The 20,769-nt window shown below is 67.1% G+C and carries 18 protein-coding genes; 12 read left to right on the forward strand and 6 right to left on the reverse strand.

What is annotated here, in order from left to right; genetic code table 11:
- Positions 1–7 precede the first annotated feature (7 nt).
- Positions 8–514, reverse strand: coding sequence for a nitroreductase family deazaflavin-dependent oxidoreductase (locus ACLMAJ_RS08945; protein ID WP_412013057.1), 507 nt, complete (start codon positions 512–514; stop codon positions 8–10).
- A gap of 391 nt (positions 515–905) precedes the next feature.
- Between ACLMAJ_RS08945 and pta the strand changes: the two genes are divergently transcribed.
- Positions 906–2,978, forward strand: a complete 2,073-nt coding sequence (gene pta / locus ACLMAJ_RS08950; RefSeq protein ID WP_412013058.1) for a phosphate acetyltransferase — start codon at positions 906–908, stop codon at positions 2,976–2,978.
- Positions 2,975–4,189 (forward strand): acetate kinase, encoded by a 1,215-nt coding sequence (locus tag ACLMAJ_RS08955; protein ID WP_412013059.1) that lies wholly within the window; start codon positions 2,975–2,977, stop codon positions 4,187–4,189. The genes pta and ACLMAJ_RS08955 overlap by 4 nt, the downstream gene beginning before the upstream one ends.
- A 257-nt stretch (positions 4,190–4,446) precedes the next feature.
- Here the strand turns inward: ACLMAJ_RS08955 and ACLMAJ_RS08960 are convergent, their stop codons facing one another.
- From ACLMAJ_RS08960 to ACLMAJ_RS08970, 3 genes are all read right to left on the reverse strand, one after another.
- On the reverse strand, positions 4,447–6,696 hold the full coding sequence (locus ACLMAJ_RS08960; RefSeq protein ID WP_412013273.1) for a serine/threonine-protein kinase PknG: 2,250 nt from the start codon (positions 6,694–6,696) through the stop codon (positions 4,447–4,449).
- Positions 6,697–6,852: 156 nt separating this feature from the next.
- On the reverse strand, positions 6,853–7,827 hold the full coding sequence (locus ACLMAJ_RS08965; protein ID WP_412013060.1) for a glutamate ABC transporter substrate-binding protein: 975 nt from the start codon (positions 7,825–7,827) through the stop codon (positions 6,853–6,855).
- Positions 7,824–9,197, reverse strand: coding sequence for a hypothetical protein (locus ACLMAJ_RS08970; RefSeq protein WP_412013061.1), 1,374 nt, complete (start codon positions 9,195–9,197; stop codon positions 7,824–7,826). The genes ACLMAJ_RS08965 and ACLMAJ_RS08970 overlap by 4 nt, the downstream gene beginning before the upstream one ends.
- 117 nt (positions 9,198–9,314) lie before the next feature.
- On the opposite strand from ACLMAJ_RS08970, the gene ACLMAJ_RS08975 reads away from it, so the two are divergent.
- Positions 9,315–10,013, forward strand: coding sequence for an NUDIX hydrolase (locus ACLMAJ_RS08975; RefSeq protein WP_412013062.1), 699 nt, complete (start codon positions 9,315–9,317; stop codon positions 10,011–10,013).
- Positions 10,014–10,071: 58 nt separating this feature from the next.
- On the opposite strand, the gene thiE is transcribed toward ACLMAJ_RS08975, so the two are convergent.
- Positions 10,072–10,770 (reverse strand): thiamine phosphate synthase, encoded by a 699-nt coding sequence (gene thiE, locus ACLMAJ_RS08980; protein ID WP_412013063.1) that lies wholly within the window; start codon positions 10,768–10,770, stop codon positions 10,072–10,074.
- Positions 10,771–10,826: 56 nt separating this feature from the next.
- Between thiE and thiO the strand changes: the two genes are divergently transcribed.
- The 6 genes from thiO to ACLMAJ_RS09010 all read left to right on the forward strand — a co-directional run bounded on the left by thiO (position 10,827) and on the right by ACLMAJ_RS09010 (position 15,959).
- The gene (gene thiO, locus ACLMAJ_RS08985; protein ID WP_412013064.1) at positions 10,827–11,924 is read left to right on the forward strand and encodes a glycine oxidase ThiO; all 1,098 of its coding nucleotides are present in this window, start codon (positions 10,827–10,829) and stop codon (positions 11,922–11,924) included.
- A complete protein-coding gene (thiS, locus tag ACLMAJ_RS08990) occupies positions 11,921–12,139 on the forward strand; it encodes a sulfur carrier protein ThiS (RefSeq protein ID WP_412013065.1) in 219 nt (72 codons plus the stop codon). The genes thiO and thiS overlap by 4 nt, the downstream gene beginning before the upstream one ends.
- Positions 12,132–12,887, forward strand: coding sequence for a thiazole synthase (thiG, locus tag ACLMAJ_RS08995; RefSeq protein WP_412013066.1), 756 nt, complete (start codon positions 12,132–12,134; stop codon positions 12,885–12,887). Before thiS ends, thiG begins: the two co-directional genes overlap by 8 nt.
- A 105-nt stretch (positions 12,888–12,992) precedes the next feature.
- Entirely contained in the window at positions 12,993–13,937 is a 945-nt protein-coding gene (locus ACLMAJ_RS09000) for an ABC transporter ATP-binding protein (protein ID WP_412013067.1), read from the forward strand.
- The gene (locus ACLMAJ_RS09005) at positions 13,937–14,698 is read left to right on the forward strand and encodes an ABC transporter permease (protein WP_412013068.1); all 762 of its coding nucleotides are present in this window, start codon (positions 13,937–13,939) and stop codon (positions 14,696–14,698) included. Before ACLMAJ_RS09000 ends, ACLMAJ_RS09005 begins: the two co-directional genes overlap by 1 nt.
- A gap of 376 nt (positions 14,699–15,074) precedes the next feature.
- Positions 15,075–15,959, forward strand: a complete 885-nt coding sequence (locus tag ACLMAJ_RS09010) for an adenylate/guanylate cyclase domain-containing protein (protein ID WP_412013069.1) — start codon at positions 15,075–15,077, stop codon at positions 15,957–15,959.
- A gap of 17 nt (positions 15,960–15,976) precedes the next feature.
- Here the strand turns inward: ACLMAJ_RS09010 and ACLMAJ_RS09015 are convergent, their stop codons facing one another.
- Positions 15,977–16,120, reverse strand: a complete 144-nt coding sequence (locus ACLMAJ_RS09015) for a hypothetical protein (protein WP_412013070.1) — start codon at positions 16,118–16,120, stop codon at positions 15,977–15,979.
- A 174-nt stretch (positions 16,121–16,294) separates the two neighbouring features.
- On the opposite strand from ACLMAJ_RS09015, the gene ACLMAJ_RS09020 reads away from it, so the two are divergent.
- Genes ACLMAJ_RS09020 through ACLMAJ_RS09030 form a run of 3 tightly spaced genes read left to right on the forward strand, consistent with a single transcriptional unit; the run spans position 16,295 to position 20,762 of the window.
- Positions 16,295–18,010: an acyclic terpene utilization AtuA family protein gene (locus ACLMAJ_RS09020; RefSeq protein ID WP_412013071.1), complete on the forward strand. Its 1,716-nt coding sequence runs from the start codon at positions 16,295–16,297 to the stop codon at positions 18,008–18,010.
- The gene (locus ACLMAJ_RS09025; RefSeq protein WP_412013072.1) at positions 18,007–19,167 is read left to right on the forward strand and encodes an acyl-CoA dehydrogenase family protein; all 1,161 of its coding nucleotides are present in this window, start codon (positions 18,007–18,009) and stop codon (positions 19,165–19,167) included. The genes ACLMAJ_RS09020 and ACLMAJ_RS09025 overlap by 4 nt, the downstream gene beginning before the upstream one ends.
- Entirely contained in the window at positions 19,164–20,762 is a 1,599-nt protein-coding gene (locus tag ACLMAJ_RS09030; protein WP_412013073.1) for an acyl-CoA carboxylase subunit beta, read from the forward strand. The genes ACLMAJ_RS09025 and ACLMAJ_RS09030 overlap by 4 nt, the downstream gene beginning before the upstream one ends.
- Positions 20,763–20,769: the final 7 nt, after the last annotated feature.

Below are 20,769 nucleotides of genomic sequence, written 5' to 3' on the forward strand. Positions count from 1 at the left end.
ATATATCTCAGGCGCGGGTGAGTGCGAAGATGCGCAGTTCGCGGGTCGTGCGGGAGCGGTAGGCGTCGTACGCGCCGGTGAGTTCGACAAAGCGGGCGAAGACCGCGTCCTTGTCGGTATCGGCGACCGGTGTGGCTCGGACGGGGATGCGTTCGCCCGCGATGGCAACGGTGGCCTGCGGGTTCGCCAGCAGGTTCCCCGTCCAGGCGGGGTGCTCGGCCCGGCCGAAGTTGCTGCCGATCACATACAAGGTGTCGCCGTCGTGCACGTAGAGCAGCGGTTGGGTGCGTGGCTCGCCGGACTTGCGGCCGATGCTGGTCAGCAGGATGACAGGGGCGCCGATAGGGCCGAGCACGGTGTACTTGGCGTCGGTGCGTTCGAGCAGCGCGCGATCCAGCGGCGTGATCTTGCGGATGAACCACGAACCGGGCTCGGTCGCGGCGAACTTGTTCGCGGCGCGGGAAATAACATTGGTGCGCGAACCCCATTGCCGGTTCGGGAACTGCTCAGCCATGCCGGGACTATAAGCGAAGGACTGAGCCAGGCCGCCCTCGCTGAGCCAGGCCGCCCTCGCTGAGCCAGGCCGCCCTCGCTGAGCGTGGTTCCTGGCCGCACGCAAGAGTCAGGGTTTGGCCCAGTCGGAGCTGGCTTCCCGCGCGGGTGTCGCGCAGAGCGGGTTAGGTCACAAGGAGAGAACCCCAGACCCTCGACGGGGGGAATCTCAAATCAGCCGCGATTACGCGGAGCGCCTGCTCGATGGGCTCGATGCCCCTGAGCATGTGAGAGCACCGGTCCTGAACAGGTTCTATCCTGACGCGACATCGGATACGTGAGATCACCCATGGCCATGGATGAGGCACTCGGCCCGACCAAGAGCGGGTTCTGTGGCCACTAAGCTCGCGCGTATGGCCGATTTTGCTCCGTCCGCTGTGTATATCGCGTCCCCGGAGGGTGACACCGGAAAATCGACGGTGGCGCTCGGGGTGCTCCAGATGCTGTGCGCGACCGCCGCCAGGGTGGGGGTTTTCCGGCCCATCACCCGCTCGACCACCGAGCCGGACTACATCCTCGAGTTGCTGCTCGAGCACAGCACGGCCGATATCGACTACGCGCAGGCCACCGGCGTCACCTACGAACAGGTGCACGCCGACCCTGATGCCGCCATCAGCGAGATCGTGATGCGCTTCCACGAGGTCGCCAAGGTGTGTGACGCGGTGGTTGTGGTCGGCAGCGACTACACCGATGTGGCAAGCCCGAGCGAGCTGCGCTTCAACGCCAGGATCGCCGTGAACCTCGGCGCCCCGGTGCTACTGGTGGTCCGTGGCTCCGGCCGCACCGCGGACGAGGTGCACCATCTCGTCGATCTGTGCGTGAGCGAGCTGGCGCTCGAGCACGCGCAGCTGGTCGCGATCATCGCCAACCGTTGCGAGCCGACCCAGCTCGACGAGGTGTGTTCCGCGTTGCAGGGCTTCGATGTGCCGTCCTGGACGTTGCCCGAAGTTCCGCTGCTGATCTCGCCGACCATGGCCGAGCTGTGTACCGCGATCGACGGCGAAATGTACAGCGGCGACCCGGAATTGCTGCAACGCGAGGCGCTGAAGGTCATGGTCGGCGGCATGACGGCCGAGCACATTCTGGAGCGCCTCGTCGAAGGCGTCGTTGTCATCGCGCCGGGCGACCGCTCGGATGTCCTGCTCAGTGTGGTGAACGCGCATGAGGCAGCGGGCTTTCCGTCGCTGTCGGGCATCATCATGAACGGCGGCATGCTGCCGCATCCCGCGGTCGCGCGACTGATGGCAGGTCTCGAGCCGAAGCTGCCCATCCTCACCACCGAGCTCGGCACCTACGACACCGCGAGCGCCGCCTACCGGACTCGCGGCCGGATGGCGACGGGCAGCCCGCGCAAGGTCGACACCGCCCTCGCCCTGATGGAGCAGCGGGTCGACGCTCCGGAGTTGTTGCGGCGCATCGACGTTCCGCGCAGCTCGGTGGTAACGCCGCAGATGTTCGAGTACCAGCTGATCGAGCGGGCCCGCGCCGACCGCAAGCGCATCGTGCTGCCCGAGGGCAGCGACGACCGCATCCTGCGCGCAGCGGGCCGAGTGCTGCAACGCAAGATCGCCGACCTCGTCATTCTCGGCGACGAGGCGTCGATCCGTGCCCGTGCCGCCGAACTCGGCGTCGACATCGCCGCCGCGCAGGTGCTCGACCCGGCGACTTCGGAGTATCTGGAAGATTTCGCCGCTGAGTACACCGAGCTGCGCGCACACAAGGGCATGACCATCGAGCGGGCCCGCGAAACCATCACCGACATCTCGTATTTCGGCACCATGATGGTCCACAAGGGCATCGCCGACGGCATGGTCTCCGGCGCCGCGCACACGACGGCCCACACCATCCGGCCGTCGTTCGAGATCATCAAGACCACCCCCGGCGTCGCGACAGTTTCCAGCGTGTTCCTGATGTGTCTGGCCGACAGGGTGCTCGCCTATGGCGACTGCGCGGTGGTCCCCGATCCGACCTCCGAGCAGCTGGCCGATATCGCCATCTCCTCGGCGGCCACCGCGGCCAGGTTCGGCGTGGAGCCACGGGTGGCGATGTTGTCGTACTCGACGGGAGAATCCGGGAGCGGCGCGGATGTGGACAAGGTCAGGGTGGCGACCAAGCTGGTCCGCGAACGCGCGCCGGAACTGTTGGTAGAGGGCCCTATTCAATACGACGCGGCGATCGAGCCGACTGTCGCCACCACGAAGCTGCCGGATTCGGTGGTGGCCGGGCGCGCGACGGTGTTCGTGTTTCCCGACCTCAATACCGGTAACAACACCTACAAGGCGGTCCAGCGCAGCGCCGGTGCGATCGCGATCGGACCGGTGTTGCAGGGCCTGCGCAAGCCGGTCAACGATCTGTCGCGCGGGGCCTTGGTCGCCGATATCGTCAATACCGTGGCGATCACCGCGATTCAGGCGCAGGAACAGTGAGCGGCGCCGATGACCTCGTGCTGGTGATCAATTCCGGCTCGTCGTCGATCAAATATCAACTGCTCGACCCGGAGTCGAGCTTTGTCGCCGCCTCCGGCATGGTCGACCGGATCGGCGAGAAGAACGCCGGGATCGAGCATCACATCGAAGGAACGACCGTCGAGCGGCACGTGCCGCTCGCCGATCACACCGCGGGGCTGCGACTGGTCTTCGAAACGTTCGCCGAGACCGGACACGACCTGGCGAGTCAGGGCGTGCACGCGGTCGGGCATCGAGTGGTGCACGGCGGCGAGGTGTTCTACCGGCCGACGCTGATCGACGATTCCGTGGTCGAGGCGATTTCGAACCTGTCTTCGCTTGCGCCGCTGCACAACCCGGCGAATGTGGCGGGCATCGAGAGCGCCAGGAAACTGCTGCCCGGTGTGCCGCAGGTCGCGGTTTTCGATACGGCGTTCTTCCACGGCCTGCCCGATGCCGCCAAGACTTACGCCATCGACGCGAAGGTAGCTGCGGCACAAGGTATTCGGAAGTACGGTTTTCACGGCACCTCGCACGAGTATGTCTCGGGCCGGGTCGCGCAGCTGCTCGAACGCGATCCCGCCGACCTGAATCAGATTGTCTTCCACCTGGGTAACGGGGCTTCGGCATCGGCGATCAGAGGTGGCCACCCTGTCGATACGACCATGGGGCTGACTCCGCTGGAGGGTCTGGTGATGGGCACCAGGTCCGGCGATCTGGACCCCGGCATCGTGCCGCATCTGATGCGCTCGGCTCATCTGGACATCGATCAGGTCGACGAGCTGCTCAACCGTAACTCGGGCCTCAAGGGCCTCTCGGGTGTCAACGATTTCCGTGAGCTGCAAGGGCTGATCGACGAGGGCGACGCCGCGGCGAAGCTCGCCTACGATGTGTACATCCATCGACTGCGCCGCTACCTCGGCGCCTACCTGATCGGGTTGGGCGGCGTCGATGCCATCACCTTCACCGCGGGTGTCGGCGAGAACAGCCCGCAGGTGCGCGCCGACGCCCTCGCCGAGCTCTCCCGCTTCGGCATCACGGTCGACCCCGCACTCAATAACGCGAAAGATCGTGCCGCCCGGCATATTTCGGTGCCAGGGGCCGAGGTGGCCGTGCTGGTTGTTCCGACCAACGAGGAGCTGGCAATCGCGCGCGCCGCGCACGAGGTGGTGGTGGCGGCCGCACAGCTCTAGAAACCTTCACGAAAACCTCATGATCGGCGCGGCAGTATGGGTCTCGGATCAAGTTCGCCTGCCCACCGAGATCCCGGGGCGAACCGATCCGCGTGCTATCGGGTCCGCGATGCCCTCGCCGCTCCCGAGTTGCTCGCTCCGGCTGCCCCCGGAGCTCGCTCGAGGCACGCGGGCCCCGGGGTCTCGGTGTGTAGATAGGTAGCGATTCGCCCGGCCGGTCTGCCCCCGGCCGGGTTCTTTTCATTGGATCCGGCTTCTCAGATCCAGCTCTTGGCTCGGATGGCGTTCGCCAGATCGACCAGGGCGTAGCGATGGTTTCGGCCCGGTGCGCCGCGGGCCAACGCGCGCAGGCTCTTCTCGGTGCCCGCACGCAGGTCACGATCGGTGAAGGGGGCGCCGAACAGGGTGGCGTCCGGTCGCTTCGGCGTATTGCCCGCCTGCAACCAAGCCAGCGCCGCCCCGTGGACGAGCACGCGCATCTGGAGGGCGCGGCTCTCGCCCTTCTGGATGGCAAGGACTCGGGAGGCCGCGATGTGCAGCGTCGCTTCCTCGAGTTCGCCGACCGGTGCGGCGGTGAGCAGGAGCAACACCGCGGTCATTCGAGCCGTGGTGTAGTGCCGTGACGCGGCGGGGACCTCGTCGAGTGCGTGCACCGCATCGGCGAACCTGCCCGCCGCCGCCAGCTGCCTTGCCAGGCCGAAGGCCGCGCTCACCACCGAGCGGTCGGTGCGCCACACCGTGGCGTAGAACTTCTCGGTGTAGTCCCGCCATTGCTCGGGATCATCGGAATCCCACTGTTGCAGTATCAGTTCCGCCGTCGCGGCCAGCGCCAGCTTCGGCGCTATCTCACCGGGCAGCACCTGTAGCACCGCGTCGAAACTGGCGAAAGCCTTTTCGTAGTCCAGTTCCAGCAGCTCGGCCTGGCCGATGAACCAGTCGATGCGCCAATCGTGATCGGCGGGTGCCCAGGACAGCATGTCCAACGCGGTGGCGGATTCGCCGAGGTCGAGGCGCACCCGCACCTCAGCGAGTGTCAGCTCCAGATGCATTGTCTCGGTGTCATTGCCGGGATCGGATTCGGCACGTTCACGCACTTCGCGCAGTGCTTCCAATGCCTCCTGCGGCTCCAGGTGCACTGCGGCGGCCAGCAACGGTGCGGCGATGTCGCCCGGATCGATGAGCGGAATGGGAAGTGCCGCGACGACTTCGGACGCCGGAAGCAGGCTGCTGCGGCCGATGCCGTCGGCGTAGGCATCGGTTTGGCTGATCAGCTCCTCGGTGCCGAAGCTGGCGCGCTGCGGGCTGAATACCGTGGAAAGCTGTGGATGTTCGTCGCCGGTCTCGATGGCCAGGATCTCCCGTAGCACGCCTGCCAACTGCGCGGACATGGCGCGCGCCGAGGGGAAGCGGCGGTCGGGGTCGGGGTCGGTCGCCGACAGCAGCAACCGGTGGAAGAACTCGTGGCGCTCGAGGACCGGGTGGTTTGCGGGGGCGGGAATCCCGTCGAGATAGCGGCCCTGTTCCATCGGCATGCTCAATGTCAGCACGGCGAGCGTCCGCCCGACGGTGTATATGTCCGACGCCACAGTCGGCCCGGTCCTGGCTATCTCCGGCGCCTGGAAGCCCCTGGTGCCGTACAGGTTTCCGTAGGCTTCCAGGGTGGCGACCGCACCGAGGTCGATCAGCTTGACCTGATCGTCGGTGACCATGATGTTGTCGGGCTTGAGGTCGTTGTAGGTCAATCCGATCGAATGCAGGTAGTCCAGCGCGGGCAGGATCTCCAGCAGGTAGGCAATGGCCTCGGCGACCGGCATTCGCTGCGGCCGCGGATAACCGTCGAGGATGTCGCGTAGCGATTTTCCACCGACGTATTCCATGACGATGTAACCGATCGTCTCCCCGTCATCGTCGGTGTACTCGACGAAGTTGTGGATCTTGACGATGCTGGGATGCGCTACCTCGGCGAGGAATTGGCGCTCGGCGACGGCAACCGCCTGTGCCTCGGCATCGCCCGCGTGCAGCAAGCCCTTGAGCACCACCCAGCGGTCGCTGACATTGCGGTCGATGGCCAGGTAGATCCAGCCGAGCCCGCCGTGCGCGATGCAGCCCTGGATCTCGTACTGGCTCGACACCAGGTCGCCCGGGTGCAGCGAGGGCCGGAAATCGTAGGCCGCGCCGCAGGTCGCGCAGGTTCCCTCGGTCATGGCGGGCCGGACCGCGGTGGCCCTGCCGACCGGGCTGCCGCAGCGCCAGCAGAAGCGTCGGCCTTCGGAGACAACGGGATCGATGAGCACCGCGTCGAGTGGATCCGCGGGCGCGATGGTCGGGATCTGCACAAGTCCCGCGCCGAGCCTGCGCACCGTCGGGCGCGATCGGACGGTGCGTACGCTGCGGCCGGAGGTCCGCATCGTGGCATTCGAGTTCGGCTGTGACTGCGACTGCGGGCGGCGAGTGCCGACTGTGACGTCGTCTGGTCTCGCGCCCCCCGCGGGGGGCGCGGCGGCCATCGTGCCTGGGCCGATTTCCTGCTCGGGTACTCGTCGAACCGCCTCGGTACCCACTAGGTGGACATCGGCCGAATCCTCCTGCTGTGCAGGCGATTCATCCCTGTCGGAAGCCGTGCAATCGCCGCGGGGTACGTCGTGTTCGTTGGTCATGGCCGATCAATCCAGGTAGGTCGGGTTAGGTGGCTCTGGTGGGGGACCGAGCACCGAAAGCCACTGCCGATAGATCTTGGTCCAGGTGCCGTCGGCGCGGATCCGCTCCAGCGTTCCGTTGACGAAACGCACCAGATCGTCGTCGCCCTTCGGGATTCCGATGCCGTACGGCTCGACGCTGATGCCGCCGCCGACCAGTTGGGTGTAGTAGGGGTCCTGCGCGGCGAGCCCGGCCAGGATGGCGTCGTCGGTGCTCACCGCGTCGACCTGGCGTTGCTGCAATACCACAAGGCAATCCGCCCAGGTCGGCACCGAGACCACGGTGGCGCCCGGCTGTTCGTGGCGGATCCGGTCGAGGGATGTGGTGCCGCGGACCACGCACACCCGCCTGCCCGCGAGATCATTGAGGCTGTTGATGCCCGAGTTCTTCACCGCGAGTACCCGCTGGTAGGCGCGCAAGTACACGGTCGAGAACGAAACCCGCTGCCGCCGTTCACAGGTGATCGTCATGGTCTTGGCGATCAGGTCGACGGTGTGATTCTGTAGCGCGTCCTCCCGCTCGGCGGAACCGAGACTGCGGTATTCGATCAGGTCCGGGCTGCCGAGCAGATCGCGCGCGATCTCTCTGGCGATGTCGGCGTCGAAACCGACGACGGAGCCGCTGATCGGATCGCGGAAGCTGAACAGGTTGCTGCCCGTGTCGAGGCCGACCAGAAGCCGGCCGCGGGCCCGGATGTCGTCGATGTTCGGGCCGCTGGCCCCCGAGCGGGGGCGCAGGCTGGCGGTCGGATCGCCGCACTGCGGTTCGACCTGCGGCGTGATCGGCGTATTCGGCAGCACCGGAATGGCTTTCGCGGGCAGCGGCGGTTCGTTGTATCGGACGGTCTTGGTCGGCGCGGACGAGAGCGAGTCGTTCGCGCAACCGCTGACGAAAGCGACGGCGGCGAGGGTGGCGGCCAGGATGGCACGGGTGGTGTTCATCGGTACTCCCGCAGTCGAGGCCAGATGCCGAGGCCGACCCAACCCGCGGCGAGAATGCCGAGCACCAGGGCGCCGGGGGCGAGGAAGTCGAGTACTCGGGCGCCTTGGGATATCTTGTCGCGCAAGGTATTCCGTGTTTCGGAAAGTGCCTGGCCCAGTGAAGTGTCCAGTGCGTCGACTTGGGCGGCGGCATCCGCGGTGCCTGGGCCGGTCGCGACCGTCGCGGCGCCGTTGAAGTCGCCGTGGGCGAGGGTTTCGTTCATTCGTTCATGCGCGGATCGCCAACGCGAGAGTGCGGCACGGGCATTGGTGACCTCCGCGTTGGCGGGCGCGTGCGATGGATAGCCCTCGAGCAGTTCGGTGAGCCTGGCGATGCTGTAATCGTAGGTGCGGTCGTAGTCGCCGGTCGCGTCGCGCCGCACCAGTTTCAGTGTTTCGGCGGAACGCGCCTGCTGGGTCAGGATGCGGCTCTCGGTCAGCCGGGAGGCGGGCACCGCGGCGCCGTCGCGGCCACTGATCATCGACACGGCCGAGATCGACCCGGCGATAACCGTCCACGCCAACAGGATCAGCATCGCGCCGGAGGCGAGCAGCAGTCCGGGATTGACAACGCGGTGCCAACGTTTGGCCAGCTCGAGCTGCGCCCAGACCAAGAACGCCAACGCGAGTATCAGCAGCACGATCGCGGGCCAAGGCGGGCGCACATGATGACGTTGGGCCGCGTCGACCGCGCCGGACCGATGGTCCTGTAGTTCCTGAGCCATCGGCAGCATCGTCGTCTGCATCTGATTCGATGCCTCGCTCAAATACGCGGCGCCGACCGGGTATCCGTTGCGATTGTTCGCGCGCGCGGTCTCGATAAGACCCGAATACACCGGAAGACCGGTGGCGATGCCCGTCCGCAGCCGGGTATCGGGGTCGGCGGCGGACGCGGACACGTGACCCGACTGGGGCACCAGCTCCGCGGACGCTTCGCCGAGGGCCTGGCTGTAGCGGTTGCGCACGGCCTCCGGTTCCAGGCCGCCCGAGATGAACGCGGTGCTCGCCGCGGCGTCCGCGATCGACAGGTTGGTGTAGAGACGCTGGGCGGACTGCGCGTCGGGTTCGGTGTCGTTGAGCAGGATGTCGAGCGCCCGCTGGCGATCGCTCACCGTCGCCGCTGCCACGACGCCCGAGCCGAGGCATAGCCCGATCAGGACAAGGCCGATGGCGATGAGTCGCCCCGGCGAGGACTGCGCGAACGATCGTAGGTTGGCCGGGTCGAGATGCTCGCGCATTGCCGAGCTGCGCGCGGCACCGAGATGCTTGCGCGCGGGCTCGGCATCGACCGACGGCGGCGGCACGGCCGTCGCCTGCTCGGTGCGAGCCATCTTTACCTCCCCGGTTTTGTGGCGCACGTACGCGCCGTGTCGGAGTTTATTGTGGTCTTACCGGCGCCGTGGCGTGTGAAACACCCCTGCCACGGCTGGATGAGGATGGGTTGGCAGATGCGTGGTGACGGTGACGGTTGGTCGCGTGACCCGGACGGCTTGCGGCATTGGGGCCGCTTCGGTGCCGCTGGGCTGCTGCTTCGTGCTCCGCTCGCGGGCGGTGGTTCCGCGGTGTTGCTGCAACATCGCGCGCTGTGGAGTCATCAGGGCGGCACCTGGGCGTTGCCGGGCGGCGCGCGCGACAGCCATGAAACTTCCGTGCACGCCGCGGTCCGCGAGGCATGGGAAGAGGCGGGTATCGATCCCGCCGATGTCCTGGTGCGCGGGGAGCGCGTCACCGCGACCTCGTCGAGCGGCTGGACCTATACGACGGTGGTCGCCGATGCCGTCATGACCCTGCCGACCAGTCTCAATCGTGAGAGCGCCGCGTTGGCGTGGGTGCCGGAGGACGAGGTCGAGGACCGTCCGCTGCACCCAGGCTTCGCTGCCTCGTGGCCGTCGCTGCGCGCGGCACCGGCCCGCGTTTGTCTCACCGATGTTCCTGACGCTCCGGTCATCACGGCGGCGCTGCCACGGACCGTCGACCTGGCCGACGAAGGCTTCGTTTGGCTGCATTCGGAGCCCGACGGCCCCGGCGGCTACGCCCGCATCGTCGATCCGGTCGAGGTCGCCCCCGACGGGGCGGCCGATCAAGCCCCGGTCACCGTTGTGGTCGAGTCGATCCTCTCGCTCACCCGCGTTCAGGTGCTGTCCTGACCGCCGGTCGCGCTCGGCCGCGGTGTCTGCGTCGTTCGTCATGGGTTGGGCAGCCGACCTAAACGTTGTCGAGCAGTGCGGCCGCGAGCTCGCGCGCCGCGGCCTCTGGATCACGGGCTTCGGTAATGGCCCGCACCACGACAATTCGATCGGCGCCCGCTTCGAGCAGCTCAGGTAATCGCGCGCCGTCGATGCCGCCGATCGCGAACCAGGGCCGGGTGGGGTGCGCGTCGGCGGTGGAGCGCACCAGATCCAGCCCGGCGGCCTGACGGCTCGGCTTGGTCGGTGTCGCCCACACCGGGCCGGTGCAGAAGTAGTCGATGTGTTCGTCGATCGCGGCGAGCCCGGCCTGCGCGCGATTGTGGGTCGAGCGCCCGATCACCACGTCGGGTCCGAGGATGTGCCGGGCGTGCCAGGGCGGCAGGTCGCCCTGGCCGAGGTGCAACACATCGGCGCCCGCCGCGAGCGCGATATCGGCCCGGTCGTTCACCGCGACCAGCGCACCGTGCCTGCGCGCCGCGCCTTTGAGTTCAGCGATGGCGCCGAGCTCGGCCTTCGCTTCCAAAGGGCCGAACTCCGCCTCACCGGGCGAGCCCTTATCCCTGAGCTGAATGATGTCGACACCACCCGCGAGCGCCGCTTCGGCGAACTCGGCCAGATCGCCGCGTTCCCGGCGAGCGTCGGTACAGAGATAGAGCCGCGCGGTCGCCAGCCGCTCCCTGGGCGGTAGGGACCGGGACAGGTGGGAGGGTTGCACGCCATCGACCGTAGCCGCGCTACCGTGGGGATGCGAATAGAAGGCAGGTGGATCGGATGCGGACTTTGGCTGTCGTCGGTGGCGGCGCCATCGGACTCGCGGTGGCCTGGCGGGCCGCACAGGCGGGCTGGACGGTCACGCTTTTCGACCCCGCCGTCGGATCGGGTGCCTCCTGGGTCGCCGGTGGCATGCTCGCACCGTTGTCGGAAGGCTGGCCGGGGGAGGATCTCGTCCTCGCGTTCGGCGCTGCCTCGCTGGCCCGCTGGCCGGAATTCGCCGAACGTATTCATGCCGAAACCGGAGTCTCGGTATTCGTCGCCGATGAGACACTGACCGTCGCGCTGGACGGTGCCGATGCCGCTGATCTGCGCACGGTGGCCGACTGGGTGAACGGTCACGGCAACGAGCTGCGGCTTTTGGATCGGGCCGGTGTGCGTGCGCTCGAGCCCGCGCTGGCCCGCACCGTGCGCGCCGGGCTGCTGGCATCCGCCGAGCCCGCCATCGACAATCGGCGGCTGCTCGATGCGCTGCGGCAGGCGTGCACCGGCGCGGGAGTCGAGTTCCGCGCCGAATCGGTGGCCGATCTCGACGCGCTCTCGCACGATCAGATCGTGCTCGCGACGGGCGCTGCCGCCGCGACGCTGTGGCCGCGGCTGCCGGTGCGCCCGGTCAAGGGTGAGATCCTGCGACTGCGACACCGACCGGGCGCGACACCGCCGCCACGGCGGGTGATCCGGGCGAGGGTGCACGGCAGGGCCGTCTACTTTGTGCCTCGTGCTGACGGAATTGTCGTCGGCGCAACGCAATACGAGGCGGGCTTCGACACAACGGTGACCGTGGCCGGCGTCCGCGACCTGATCGCGGATGCCGAGGCGGTGCTGCCGGGCATCGGCGAATACGAGCTGGCCGAGGCCGGTGCGGGTTCCCGGCCGGGCACCCCGGACAACCTGCCCCTGATCGGCAGGCTCGCCGACCGGATCGTCGCGGCGACCGGACACGGCCGCAACGGCATGCTCGCTATACCGCTCACCGTCGACGCGGTGCTGAGCCTGCTCGACGGCGCCGTGCTCGCCGACGCGGAAGCCGCAGATCCGCAACGCTTTTCGGCGCCGGGTGCGCCGTCCCTATCGTCGTCCGCAGGAGGAATTCGATGACCGCGACCGCAATCCCCATCGGTGTCACCGTGAACGGCACGGACCACGAGTTCGCCGAAGCGCTCACCGTCGGTGAGCTGCTCGAGCGTCTCGGGCTGCCGAACAAGGGCGTCGCGCTCGCGGTGGACGGTGCGGTGTTCCCGAAGTCCCGCTGGGGCGAGCCGGTCGGTCGCGGCTGGCAGATCGAGGTCCTCACGGCGGTTCAGGGTGGCTGACGTGCTGGAGATCGCGGGGAAACAGTTCGGCTCCCGGCTGATCATGGGTACCGGCGGCGCGGACAACCTCGCCGTGCTCGAGGAGGCGTTGATCGCCTCCGGCACCGAACTCACCACGGTCGCGATGCGTCGAGTGGACGCCGCGGGCGGCACCGGTGTGCTCGATCTGTTGAAGCGTCTCGACATCACCGCGTTGCCCAACACGGCGGGCTGTCGCACCGCCGCCGAAGCGGTGCTCACCGCGCAGCTGGCCGCCGAGGCCCTCGACACCAACTGGGTGAAGCTCGAGGTCATCGCCGACGAGCGCACCCTGCTGCCCGACCCTATCGAATTGCTCACCGCCGCAGAACAATTGGTCGACGCAGGTTTCGTGGTGCTGCCCTACACCACCGACGACCCGATCCTGGCCCGCAGGCTGGAGGAGGCGGGCTGCGCCGCGGTCATGCCGCTCGGCGCCCCGATCGGCACCGGCCTCGGCATCGGCAACCCGCACAATATCGAGATGATCGTGGCCGGCGCCGGTGTACCGGTCATCCTCGACGCGGGCATCGGCACCGCGAGCGACGCCGCACTCGCCATGGAACTGGGCTGCTCGGCGGTCCTGCTCGCCACCGCGGTGACAAGGGCGCAGCGCCCCGCGCTGATGGCCGCCGCCATGGCCGACGCTGTGCGCGCGGGCTACCTGGCCCGTCAGGCCGGGCGTATCCCGAAGCGATTCTGGGCACAGGCTTCGTCGCCGGCGGTATAAGGGAGAATCCGCAGCCCCCTCAGGGCCGAGGTAGTCCTCGAGGATGAGACGACTCGGCACTTTCTGTTGACGCGCTCGGCCCGTTTTTACGCAATGCTGGTGCTCATGATCGAACTGAGGGGCCTGACCAAGCACTACGGGCAGACCGTCGCGGTTCAGGATCTGTCCTTCACCGTCCGACCAGGACAGGTGACAGGCTTCCTTGGACCCAACGGCGCCGGTAAATCGACCACTATGCGGATGATCCTCGGGCTGGACAAGCCCACCTCGGGAACCGCACTGATCAACGGCAAGCACTACCACGAGCTCGACCATCCACTGCGCGAGGTCGGCGCGCTGCTCGACGCGAAATGGGTGCATCCCAATCGCTCGGCGCGCGCCCACCTGCAATGGATGGCCGCATCCAACGACATCGCCGCAGCCCGCGTCGACGAGGTATTGCGCCTTGTCGGCCTCTCCGAGGTGGCGGGCAAGACCGCGGGTGGCTTCTCGCTCGGTATGTCACAGCGGCTCGGCCTGGCGGGCGCACTGCTCGGTGATCCGCAGGTGCTGCTGTTCGACGAGCCGGTCAACGGCCTCGACCCGGAGGGCATTCTCTGGATCCGCCGCTTCATGCAGCGGCTGGCCACCGAGGGCCGCACCGTGCTGGTGTCGAGCCACCTGCTCTCGGAGATGGCACAGACCGCCGAGCACCTCGTCGTCATCGGCAAGGGGCAGTTGATCTCCGATACGACCACTCAGGAATTCATCGAGCGCGCTTCGGAGGCCTCGGTGCGGGTGCGCAGCCCGCAGCTCGAGCAGTTGCGCAGCGTACTCACCTCCAACGGCATGACCGTGCGCGAAGACGGTGCGGCCACCGACGGCCCAGCACTCGTCGTTGCGGGGGTGACCAGCGACGATGTCGGCAAGCTCGCGGGTGCGAACGACATCACGTTGTTCGAGCTCGCGCCGCAGCGGGCCTCGTTGGAAGAGGCATTCATGCGGATGACCGGCGGCGCGGTGGAATACCACGGCGAAGGCTTCGATCAGGTGATGGGAGGTGCGCTCTGATGGGCGTGCTGGCAGCAGAACGAATCAAGCTCACCTCGACCAGGTCACCCTGGTGGTGCTCGGCAACCATCGTGGTACTCGGCATCGGGCTCTCGGCGCTCTTCGCGCTGGTCGTGCGTTCCGCGGGTGACAATCCCGAGGAAGGAACACCGACACTGGACATCGGCACCGCGACCGCGGGTGTGACCGGCTTCGGCATCATGGTCCTGATGATCATGGCCGCGCTGACGGTGACGAGCGAATACCGCTTCGGCGTCATCAGGACGACCTTCCAGGCCGTACCCAATCGGACCAAGGTTCTCGTGACGAAGACCGCTCTTGTCGGCGGCTTCGGTGCGGTGCTCACCACGATCATCGCGCTGATCGCCATCGCCGTCGCGAAGGTGGTCGGTGGTTCGAAGGCGGCCGCCGATGTGGTCCTCGAGGACCATTGGCGCTCGGTGTACGGCATCCCGATCTACGCGTTCTTCGCCGTGGCGCTCGCCATCGCCATCGGTGTGCTCGTCCGGCAATCCGCCGCGGCGATCTCCCTTGTCGTGTTGTGGTCATTGCTGATCGAGCCGCTGCTGAGCGCCTTCGGCAGCTTCGGTCGCAATGTGGCGCCGTTCCTGCCCTTCCAGAACATCACTCGCTTCGTGAGCTCCTCGGAGTCCACCGCGAATTGGCACTGGGGAGTCTGGGGCAGCCTGGTCTACTTCATCGCTTTCGTGGCGATCGTCTTCGCCGCGGCGCTTGTCGCGGTGAACCAGCGCGACGCCTGATCTACCGGCTACCCGAGTCGCAACTCCCTCGCTGCTCGGGTATCGGGCGCGTGACCTTGTCAGGAGGCATCGCGCGCCCGCGCACCGCCTGCCACTGCCCGGTGGACGGTGTGATCACCGGTCCGGTGTGTGAATTCCCTTCCACACCGGGCCGGTCTTCTCGTTTCCGGACGATCGGGACCACTTGTGAACATCCCGAAAACTGTGAAGTACGACGCTTCCATCCAGAATCCGTCGTCGGTAGCATCGGGCCGAGCAACCATCAAGTTATCCATCGGCGGCCCCGACGTAGTGCCCGCTTCGATCGGTCGAGAGGTGGCAGGTGGCGATAATACGTAACCCGCCGACGGTGGGACGGCTGAGATACGCTCGGGGCGTGAGCGAAACACCTTCCGGTGGTGGCGAGCCGCCCGAGGTAGTCATACCGCTGGTACCTGCCGATGAGGACGGTTCTCCTCGTCGATCGGGTCCGGGACTTCGCAGGGGGCAACTTTCCACACTGATGAACGTGGCGAATTCGCGACCGGACTTCATCGGTGCACTGCGCAAGGCGCGCGAACAGCTTCCCGGTGATCCGGCTTTCGGTGACCCACTGTCGGTTTCGGGTCCTGGCGGCGCTCGGGCGGTCGCCCGCGCCGCCGACAAACTCGTCGGTGACACACCGAGTGCGGCCCGTGAGATCGGCTTCGGCGCATTGCAGGTCTGGCAGGCGATGCTGGAGCGAGTCGGCCGCGGCAAAGGTAGCCAAGAGGTAACTGTAATGTTCACCGATCTGGTGGCGTTCTCGGGTTGGTCGCTATCGGCGGGCGATGCGGCGACCCTCGAACTATTGCGGGTGGTAGCCAAGGCCATCGAGCCGCCGATCGCCGACCGTGGCGGGCATGTCGTCAAGCGCATGGGTGACGGCGTGATGGCCGTGTTCACCTCGGCCGATCGCGCGGTACGCGCCGCGCAGCATGCCAAGCGCAACCTGGCCGCGGTCGAGGTTCGCGGCTACCGCCCGCAGATGCGGGTTGGACTGCATACCGGCTCGCCACGCGAGATCGGTGGGGACTGGCTCGGTGTGGACGTCACCATCGCCGCTCGGGTGATGGAGGCGGGTGGCAATGGGAACATGATGCTCTCGCAGGCGACGCTGGAGTCGCTGCGGCCCGAGACCCTGGAGGAACTGGGCTACACGGTGAAGCCGTATCGCCGCAGTTTCTTCGCGGCTCCGCTGAGCGGGGTGCCTGAGGATCTACGGATCTTCCGGCTGGATTGATCTCGTCGCGCCGGGAGCTAGTTCCACCAGGTGATTGCGCCTGCCACTGCCAGGGCCGCGCATACGGCTAGCGCGATCGACAGGGGGCGGAGGGTCTTCCAGGTGGAGTAGGTCCCGCCGAGCAGAAAACCGGCCAGGGCGAGGAGCAGGATGGAGGACACGCGGGGAGCTTACTCCCAGCGTGTGGGGGTAAAGCGAAGCATGTGTCATTAACAAGCACGCGTGCTTGCTTTTTTCTTCATCGGATGTGATGCTGGTCTCCGGTACGCGAACTTCACTGGTGCGGCAACGCGGCGGCACCGGGACGGTTCGCCGCACAGGAGGGCCTCCAGCTGATGACCATGCTGGCCGCCGATCCGGATGTGATCCGGATCGGCAACTGTTCCGGTTTCTACGGCGATCGGCTCAGTGCGATGCGCGAGATGCTCGAGGGCGGGCAGCTCGACGTGCTCACCGGCGACTATCTCGCCGAGCTGACCATGCTGATTCTCGGCCGCGACCGGATGAAGGATCCGAGCCTCGGCTACGCCAAGACTTTCGTTCGCCAGATCGAGGACTGCCTCGGGCTCGCGCTGGAGCGCAACGTCCAGATCGTCACGAACGCGGGCGGTCTCAATCCCGCGGGTCTCGCCGAGAAGCTGCGCAAGATCGCCGCCGATCTGGGCCTCGACGCCAAGATCGCCCACGTCGAAGGCGACGACTTGCTCGGCAGGGCAGCCGAACTCGACCTCGGCGCACCCCTGACGGCCAACGCCTACCTCGGTGCTTGGGGCATCGTCGAATGCCTGAACGCGGGTGCGGACATCGTGGTCACCGGGCGGGTCACCGACGCCTCGGTGGTCGTCGGCCCCGCAGCGGCTCACTTCGGTTGGGGGCGAACGGATTACGACGCGCTGGCCGGTGCGGTCATCGCGGGGCACGTCATCGAATGCAGCACCCAGGCCACCGGCGGCAACTTCGCCTTCTTCAAGGAATTGGGCGACCTCGGCCGCCCCGGCTTCCCGATCGCCGAGGTGCGCAGGGACGGCGGCAGTGTCATCACCAAGCATCACGGCACCGGCGGCGCGGTCACCGTCGACACCGTCGAGGCGCAGCTGATGTACGAGATCCAGGGCGCGCGCTACGCGGGACCGGATGTCACCGCGCGCCTCGACACCATCCAGCTCGCCCAGCAGGCCCCCGACCGCGTGCTGATCAGCGGCGTGACCGGCGAGGCGCCACCGCCGCGGCTGAAGGTCTCGTTGAACACCCTCGGCGGCTTCCGCAACGAGATGGAGTTCATCCTCACCGGATTGGATATCGAGGCGAAAGCCGAACTGGCGCAACGTCAGTTGGAGTCCTGGCTGCCCGTGCGGCCCGAGGAACTGAGCTGGACGCTCGCGCGCCTCGACCGGCCGGACGCCGAAACCGAGGAGCGGGCCAGCGCGCTGCTGCGCTGTGTGGTTCGCGACCCCGACCCCAACAAGGTCGGTCGCTCCTTCGCCGATGTCGCGGTCGAACTGGCCCTTGCGAGTTATCCGGGCGCCAGTTTCACCAGCCTGCCCGGCAACGGTTCCCCCTACGGCGTGTACACACCGGGATTCGTCGACGCCACCGAGGTGCCGCACGCGGCGGTGCTGCCTGCGGGCACCCGGGTCGATATCGCGGCCGCGACAGAAACTCTGGAATTGGCCGATGTCGCCGAACCCGAACTTCCGGAACCATTGCCGACCAGCGGGACTCGTCGGGCACCGCTCGGCACGATCGTGCTGGCGCGCAGCGGCGACAAGGGCGGCAACGCGAACATCGGCGTCTGGGTGCGCACCGACGACCAATGGCGTTGGCTGGTCAACACTCTCACGGTCGATCGGATCAAAGAGTTGCTCCCCGAGACCGCGCCGCTGATCGTCACTCGGCATGTGCTGCCGAATCTGCGTGCGGTGAACTTCATCATCGAGGGCCTACTCGGGAAGGGCGTGGCCTACCAGGCCCGTTTCGACCCGCAGGCCAAGGGGCTCGGCGAATGGCTGCGCTCGCGTCACATCGACATCCCATCGGAGCTGTTGCCATGAATGCCGTGACGAGTCCGTGGAACACCCAGGAGCGCCGCGAATTGCGCTCCACAGTACGAGGTTTCGCCGACCGTGAAGTCCTGCCGTTCATGGACCAATGGGAGCGGGCCGGTGAGATCCCGCGCGAACTGCATAAGAAGGCCGGCGCGCTCGGCCTGCTCGGTATCCAGTTCCCCGAAGCGGTGGGCGGTTCCGGCGGCGACGGCATCGACGCGATGATCGTCTGCGAGGAACTGCACCAGGCCGGCGGTTCCGGCGGCCTTTTCGCCTCGCTGTTCACCTGCGGTATCGCGGTGCCGCACATCATCGCCTCCGGCAACGAAGACCTGATCGAGCGTTTCGCGCGCCCGACGCTGGCCGGTGCGAAGATCGGCTCGCTCGCCATTACCGAGCCGGGCGGCGGCTCCGATGTCGGCCACCTCACCACCACCGCGCGCCGCGATGGTGACCACTACATCGTCAACGGCGCCAAGACCTACATCACCTCGGGTGTGCGCGCCGACTTCGTCGTCACCGCGGTCCGCACGGGTGGTCCTGGCGCCGGCGGGGTTTCGCTGCTCGTCGTGGAGAAGGGCACGCCCGGCTTCTCGGTCAGCCGCAAGCTGGAGAAGATGGGCTGGCTGGCCTCCGACACCGCCGAACTGTCCTACGTGGATGTCCGTGTCCCGGCGCGGAATCTGGTCGGCCAGGAGAACACCGGCTTCTATCAGATCGCCGGCGCGTTCGTCAGCGAGCGCGTCGGCCTCGCGGTGCAGGCTTATTCGCAGGCACAGCGCTGCCTCGACCTGACCCTGGAGTGGGTGCGCAACCGAGAGACCTTCGGCCGTCCGCTGATCAGCAGGCAGTCGGTGCAGAACACGGTGACCGAAATGGCGCGTCGCATCGATGTGGCCAGGGTCTACACCCGAGATGTCGCCCAGCGCAGCGCGAATGGCGAAACCGATCTCATCGCCGAGGTGTGCTTCGCCAAGAACACCGCCGTCGAGGCGGCGGAATGGGTGGCCAACCAGGCCGTGCAGCTGTTCGGTGGCCTCGGGTATATGCGCGAATCCGAGGTGGAGCGCCAGTACCGCGATATCCGAATCATCGGAATCGGCGGCGGCACCACCGAAATCCTGACCGGCCTAGCGGCGAAACGATTGGGGTACCAGTCTTGACGACATTACGCACCACTCTTGATACCGGATCGCCGGAATACACGGCGGCCGCCGAGGCCATGACCGCCAAGCTTGTCGAGGTGGAAGCCGAATTCGCCAAGGCGATCGCGGGCGGCGGACCGGAGAAGCTGGCCAGGCACCGCAAGCGCGGCAAGCTCACCGCGCGCGAGCGCATCGAACTGCTCGTCGATGAGGATTCGCCGTTTCTCGAACTGTGCGCCCTCGCCGGGTGGGGCAGCGAATTCCATGTCGGCGCGAGCACTATCGCGGGTATCGGCGTTGTCGAGGGTGTCGAATGCATGATCGTCGCGCCGGACCCGACGGTGCGCGGCGGTACCTCGAACCCGTGGACGTTGCGAAAGACGCTGCGCATCAACGACATCGTCCGGGAGAATCGGCTACCGATCATCTCCCTCGTCGAATCCGGTGGTGCGGATCTGCCGACGCAGAAGGAGGTGTTCGTGCCCGGCGGCCGGATGTTCCGCGACCTCACCCAGGCCTCGGCGGCGGGTATCCCGACCATCGCACTCGTTTTCGGCAACTCGACAGCGGGCGGCGCCTACATCCCAGGCATGTCCGACCACGTGGTGATGATCAAGGAGCGCTCCAAGGTCTTCCTCGGCGGTCCGCCGCTGGTCAAGATGGCCACCGGTGAGGAGTCCGACGACGAATCCCTCGGCGGCGCGGACATGCACGCCCGCGTCTCCGGTCTCGCCGACTACTACGCACTCGACGAGCAGGACGCGATCCGCATCGGCCGCTCCATCGTCAAGCGGCTCAACTGGCGCAAGCAGGGTCCCGCCCCGCGCGCCGAGGTGATCGAGCCGCTGTATGACCAGGACGATCTGCTCGGCATCGTTCCCGCGGATCTGAAGATCCCGTTCGATCCGCGTGAGGTGATCGCCCGCATCGTCGACGGCTCCGATTTCGACGAGTTCAAGCCGCTCTACGGCGGCAGCCTGGTGACCGGATGGGCCGAGCTGCACGGATATCCGATCGGGATCCTCGCCAACGCCCGCGGCGTCCTGTTCTCCGAGGAGTCGCAGAAAGCCACCCAGTTCATTCAGCTGGCGAACAAGTCGAACATCCCACTGCTGTTCCTGCACAACACGACCGGGTACATGGTCGGCAAGGAGTACGAGCAGAAGGGCATCATCAAGCACGGCGCGATGATGATCAACGCCGTCTCCAATTCGAAGGTGCCGCATATCTCGGTACTGCTCGGCTCCTCCTACGGCGCAGGGCATTACGGCATGTGCGGACGCGCTTACGACCCGCGCTTCGTCTTCGCCTGGCCTAGTGCGAAATCCGCCGTCATGGGTGGTGCGCAGCTGGCAGGTGTCATCTCCATCGTCGGTCGCGCGGCCGCCGAGTCGAGGGGCCTGCCGTTCGACGAGGACGCCGACGCCGGTATGCGCGCCATGATCGAGGCCCAGATCGAGGCCGAGTCGCTGGCCATGTTCATGTCCGGGCGGCTCTACGACGACGGCGTGATCGACCCACGCGATACCCGCACCGTCTTGGGAATGTCCTTGTCGGCCATTCACAATTCGCCGATCAAGGGCGCCGATGGCTTCGGCGTCTTCCGAATGTGAGGGCAAA

Source organism: Nocardia arseniciresistens, from assembly GCF_046764875.1.
In the GTDB taxonomy this organism is placed as follows: Bacteria; Actinomycetota; Actinomycetes; order Mycobacteriales; family Mycobacteriaceae; genus Nocardia; species Nocardia arseniciresistens.

Coding starts and splice junctions, on each gene's coding strand:
- ACLMAJ_RS08945 (WP_412013057.1), bottom strand. CDS start 514: ATGGCTGAGCAGTTCCCGAACCGGCAATGGGGTTCGCGCACCAATGTT.
- pta (WP_412013058.1), top strand. CDS start 906: ATGGCCGATTTTGCTCCGTCCGCTGTGTATATCGCGTCCCCGGAGGGT.
- ACLMAJ_RS08960 (WP_412013273.1), bottom strand. CDS start 6,696: ATGGCCGCCGCGCCCCCCGCGGGGGGCGCGAGACCAGACGACGTCACA.
- ACLMAJ_RS08965 (WP_412013060.1), bottom strand. CDS start 7,827: ATGAACACCACCCGTGCCATCCTGGCCGCCACCCTCGCCGCCGTCGCT.
- ACLMAJ_RS08970 (WP_412013061.1), bottom strand. CDS start 9,197: ATGGCTCGCACCGAGCAGGCGACGGCCGTGCCGCCGCCGTCGGTCGAT.
- ACLMAJ_RS08975 (WP_412013062.1), top strand. CDS start 9,315: ATGCGTGGTGACGGTGACGGTTGGTCGCGTGACCCGGACGGCTTGCGG.
- thiO (WP_412013064.1), top strand. CDS start 10,827: ATGCGGACTTTGGCTGTCGTCGGTGGCGGCGCCATCGGACTCGCGGTG.
- thiS (WP_412013065.1), top strand. CDS start 11,921: ATGACCGCGACCGCAATCCCCATCGGTGTCACCGTGAACGGCACGGAC.
- ACLMAJ_RS09000 (WP_412013067.1), top strand. CDS start 12,993: ATGATCGAACTGAGGGGCCTGACCAAGCACTACGGGCAGACCGTCGCG.
- ACLMAJ_RS09005 (WP_412013068.1), top strand. CDS start 13,937: ATGGGCGTGCTGGCAGCAGAACGAATCAAGCTCACCTCGACCAGGTCA.
- ACLMAJ_RS09020 (WP_412013071.1), top strand. CDS start 16,295: ATGACCATGCTGGCCGCCGATCCGGATGTGATCCGGATCGGCAACTGT.
- ACLMAJ_RS09025 (WP_412013072.1), top strand. CDS start 18,007: ATGAATGCCGTGACGAGTCCGTGGAACACCCAGGAGCGCCGCGAATTG.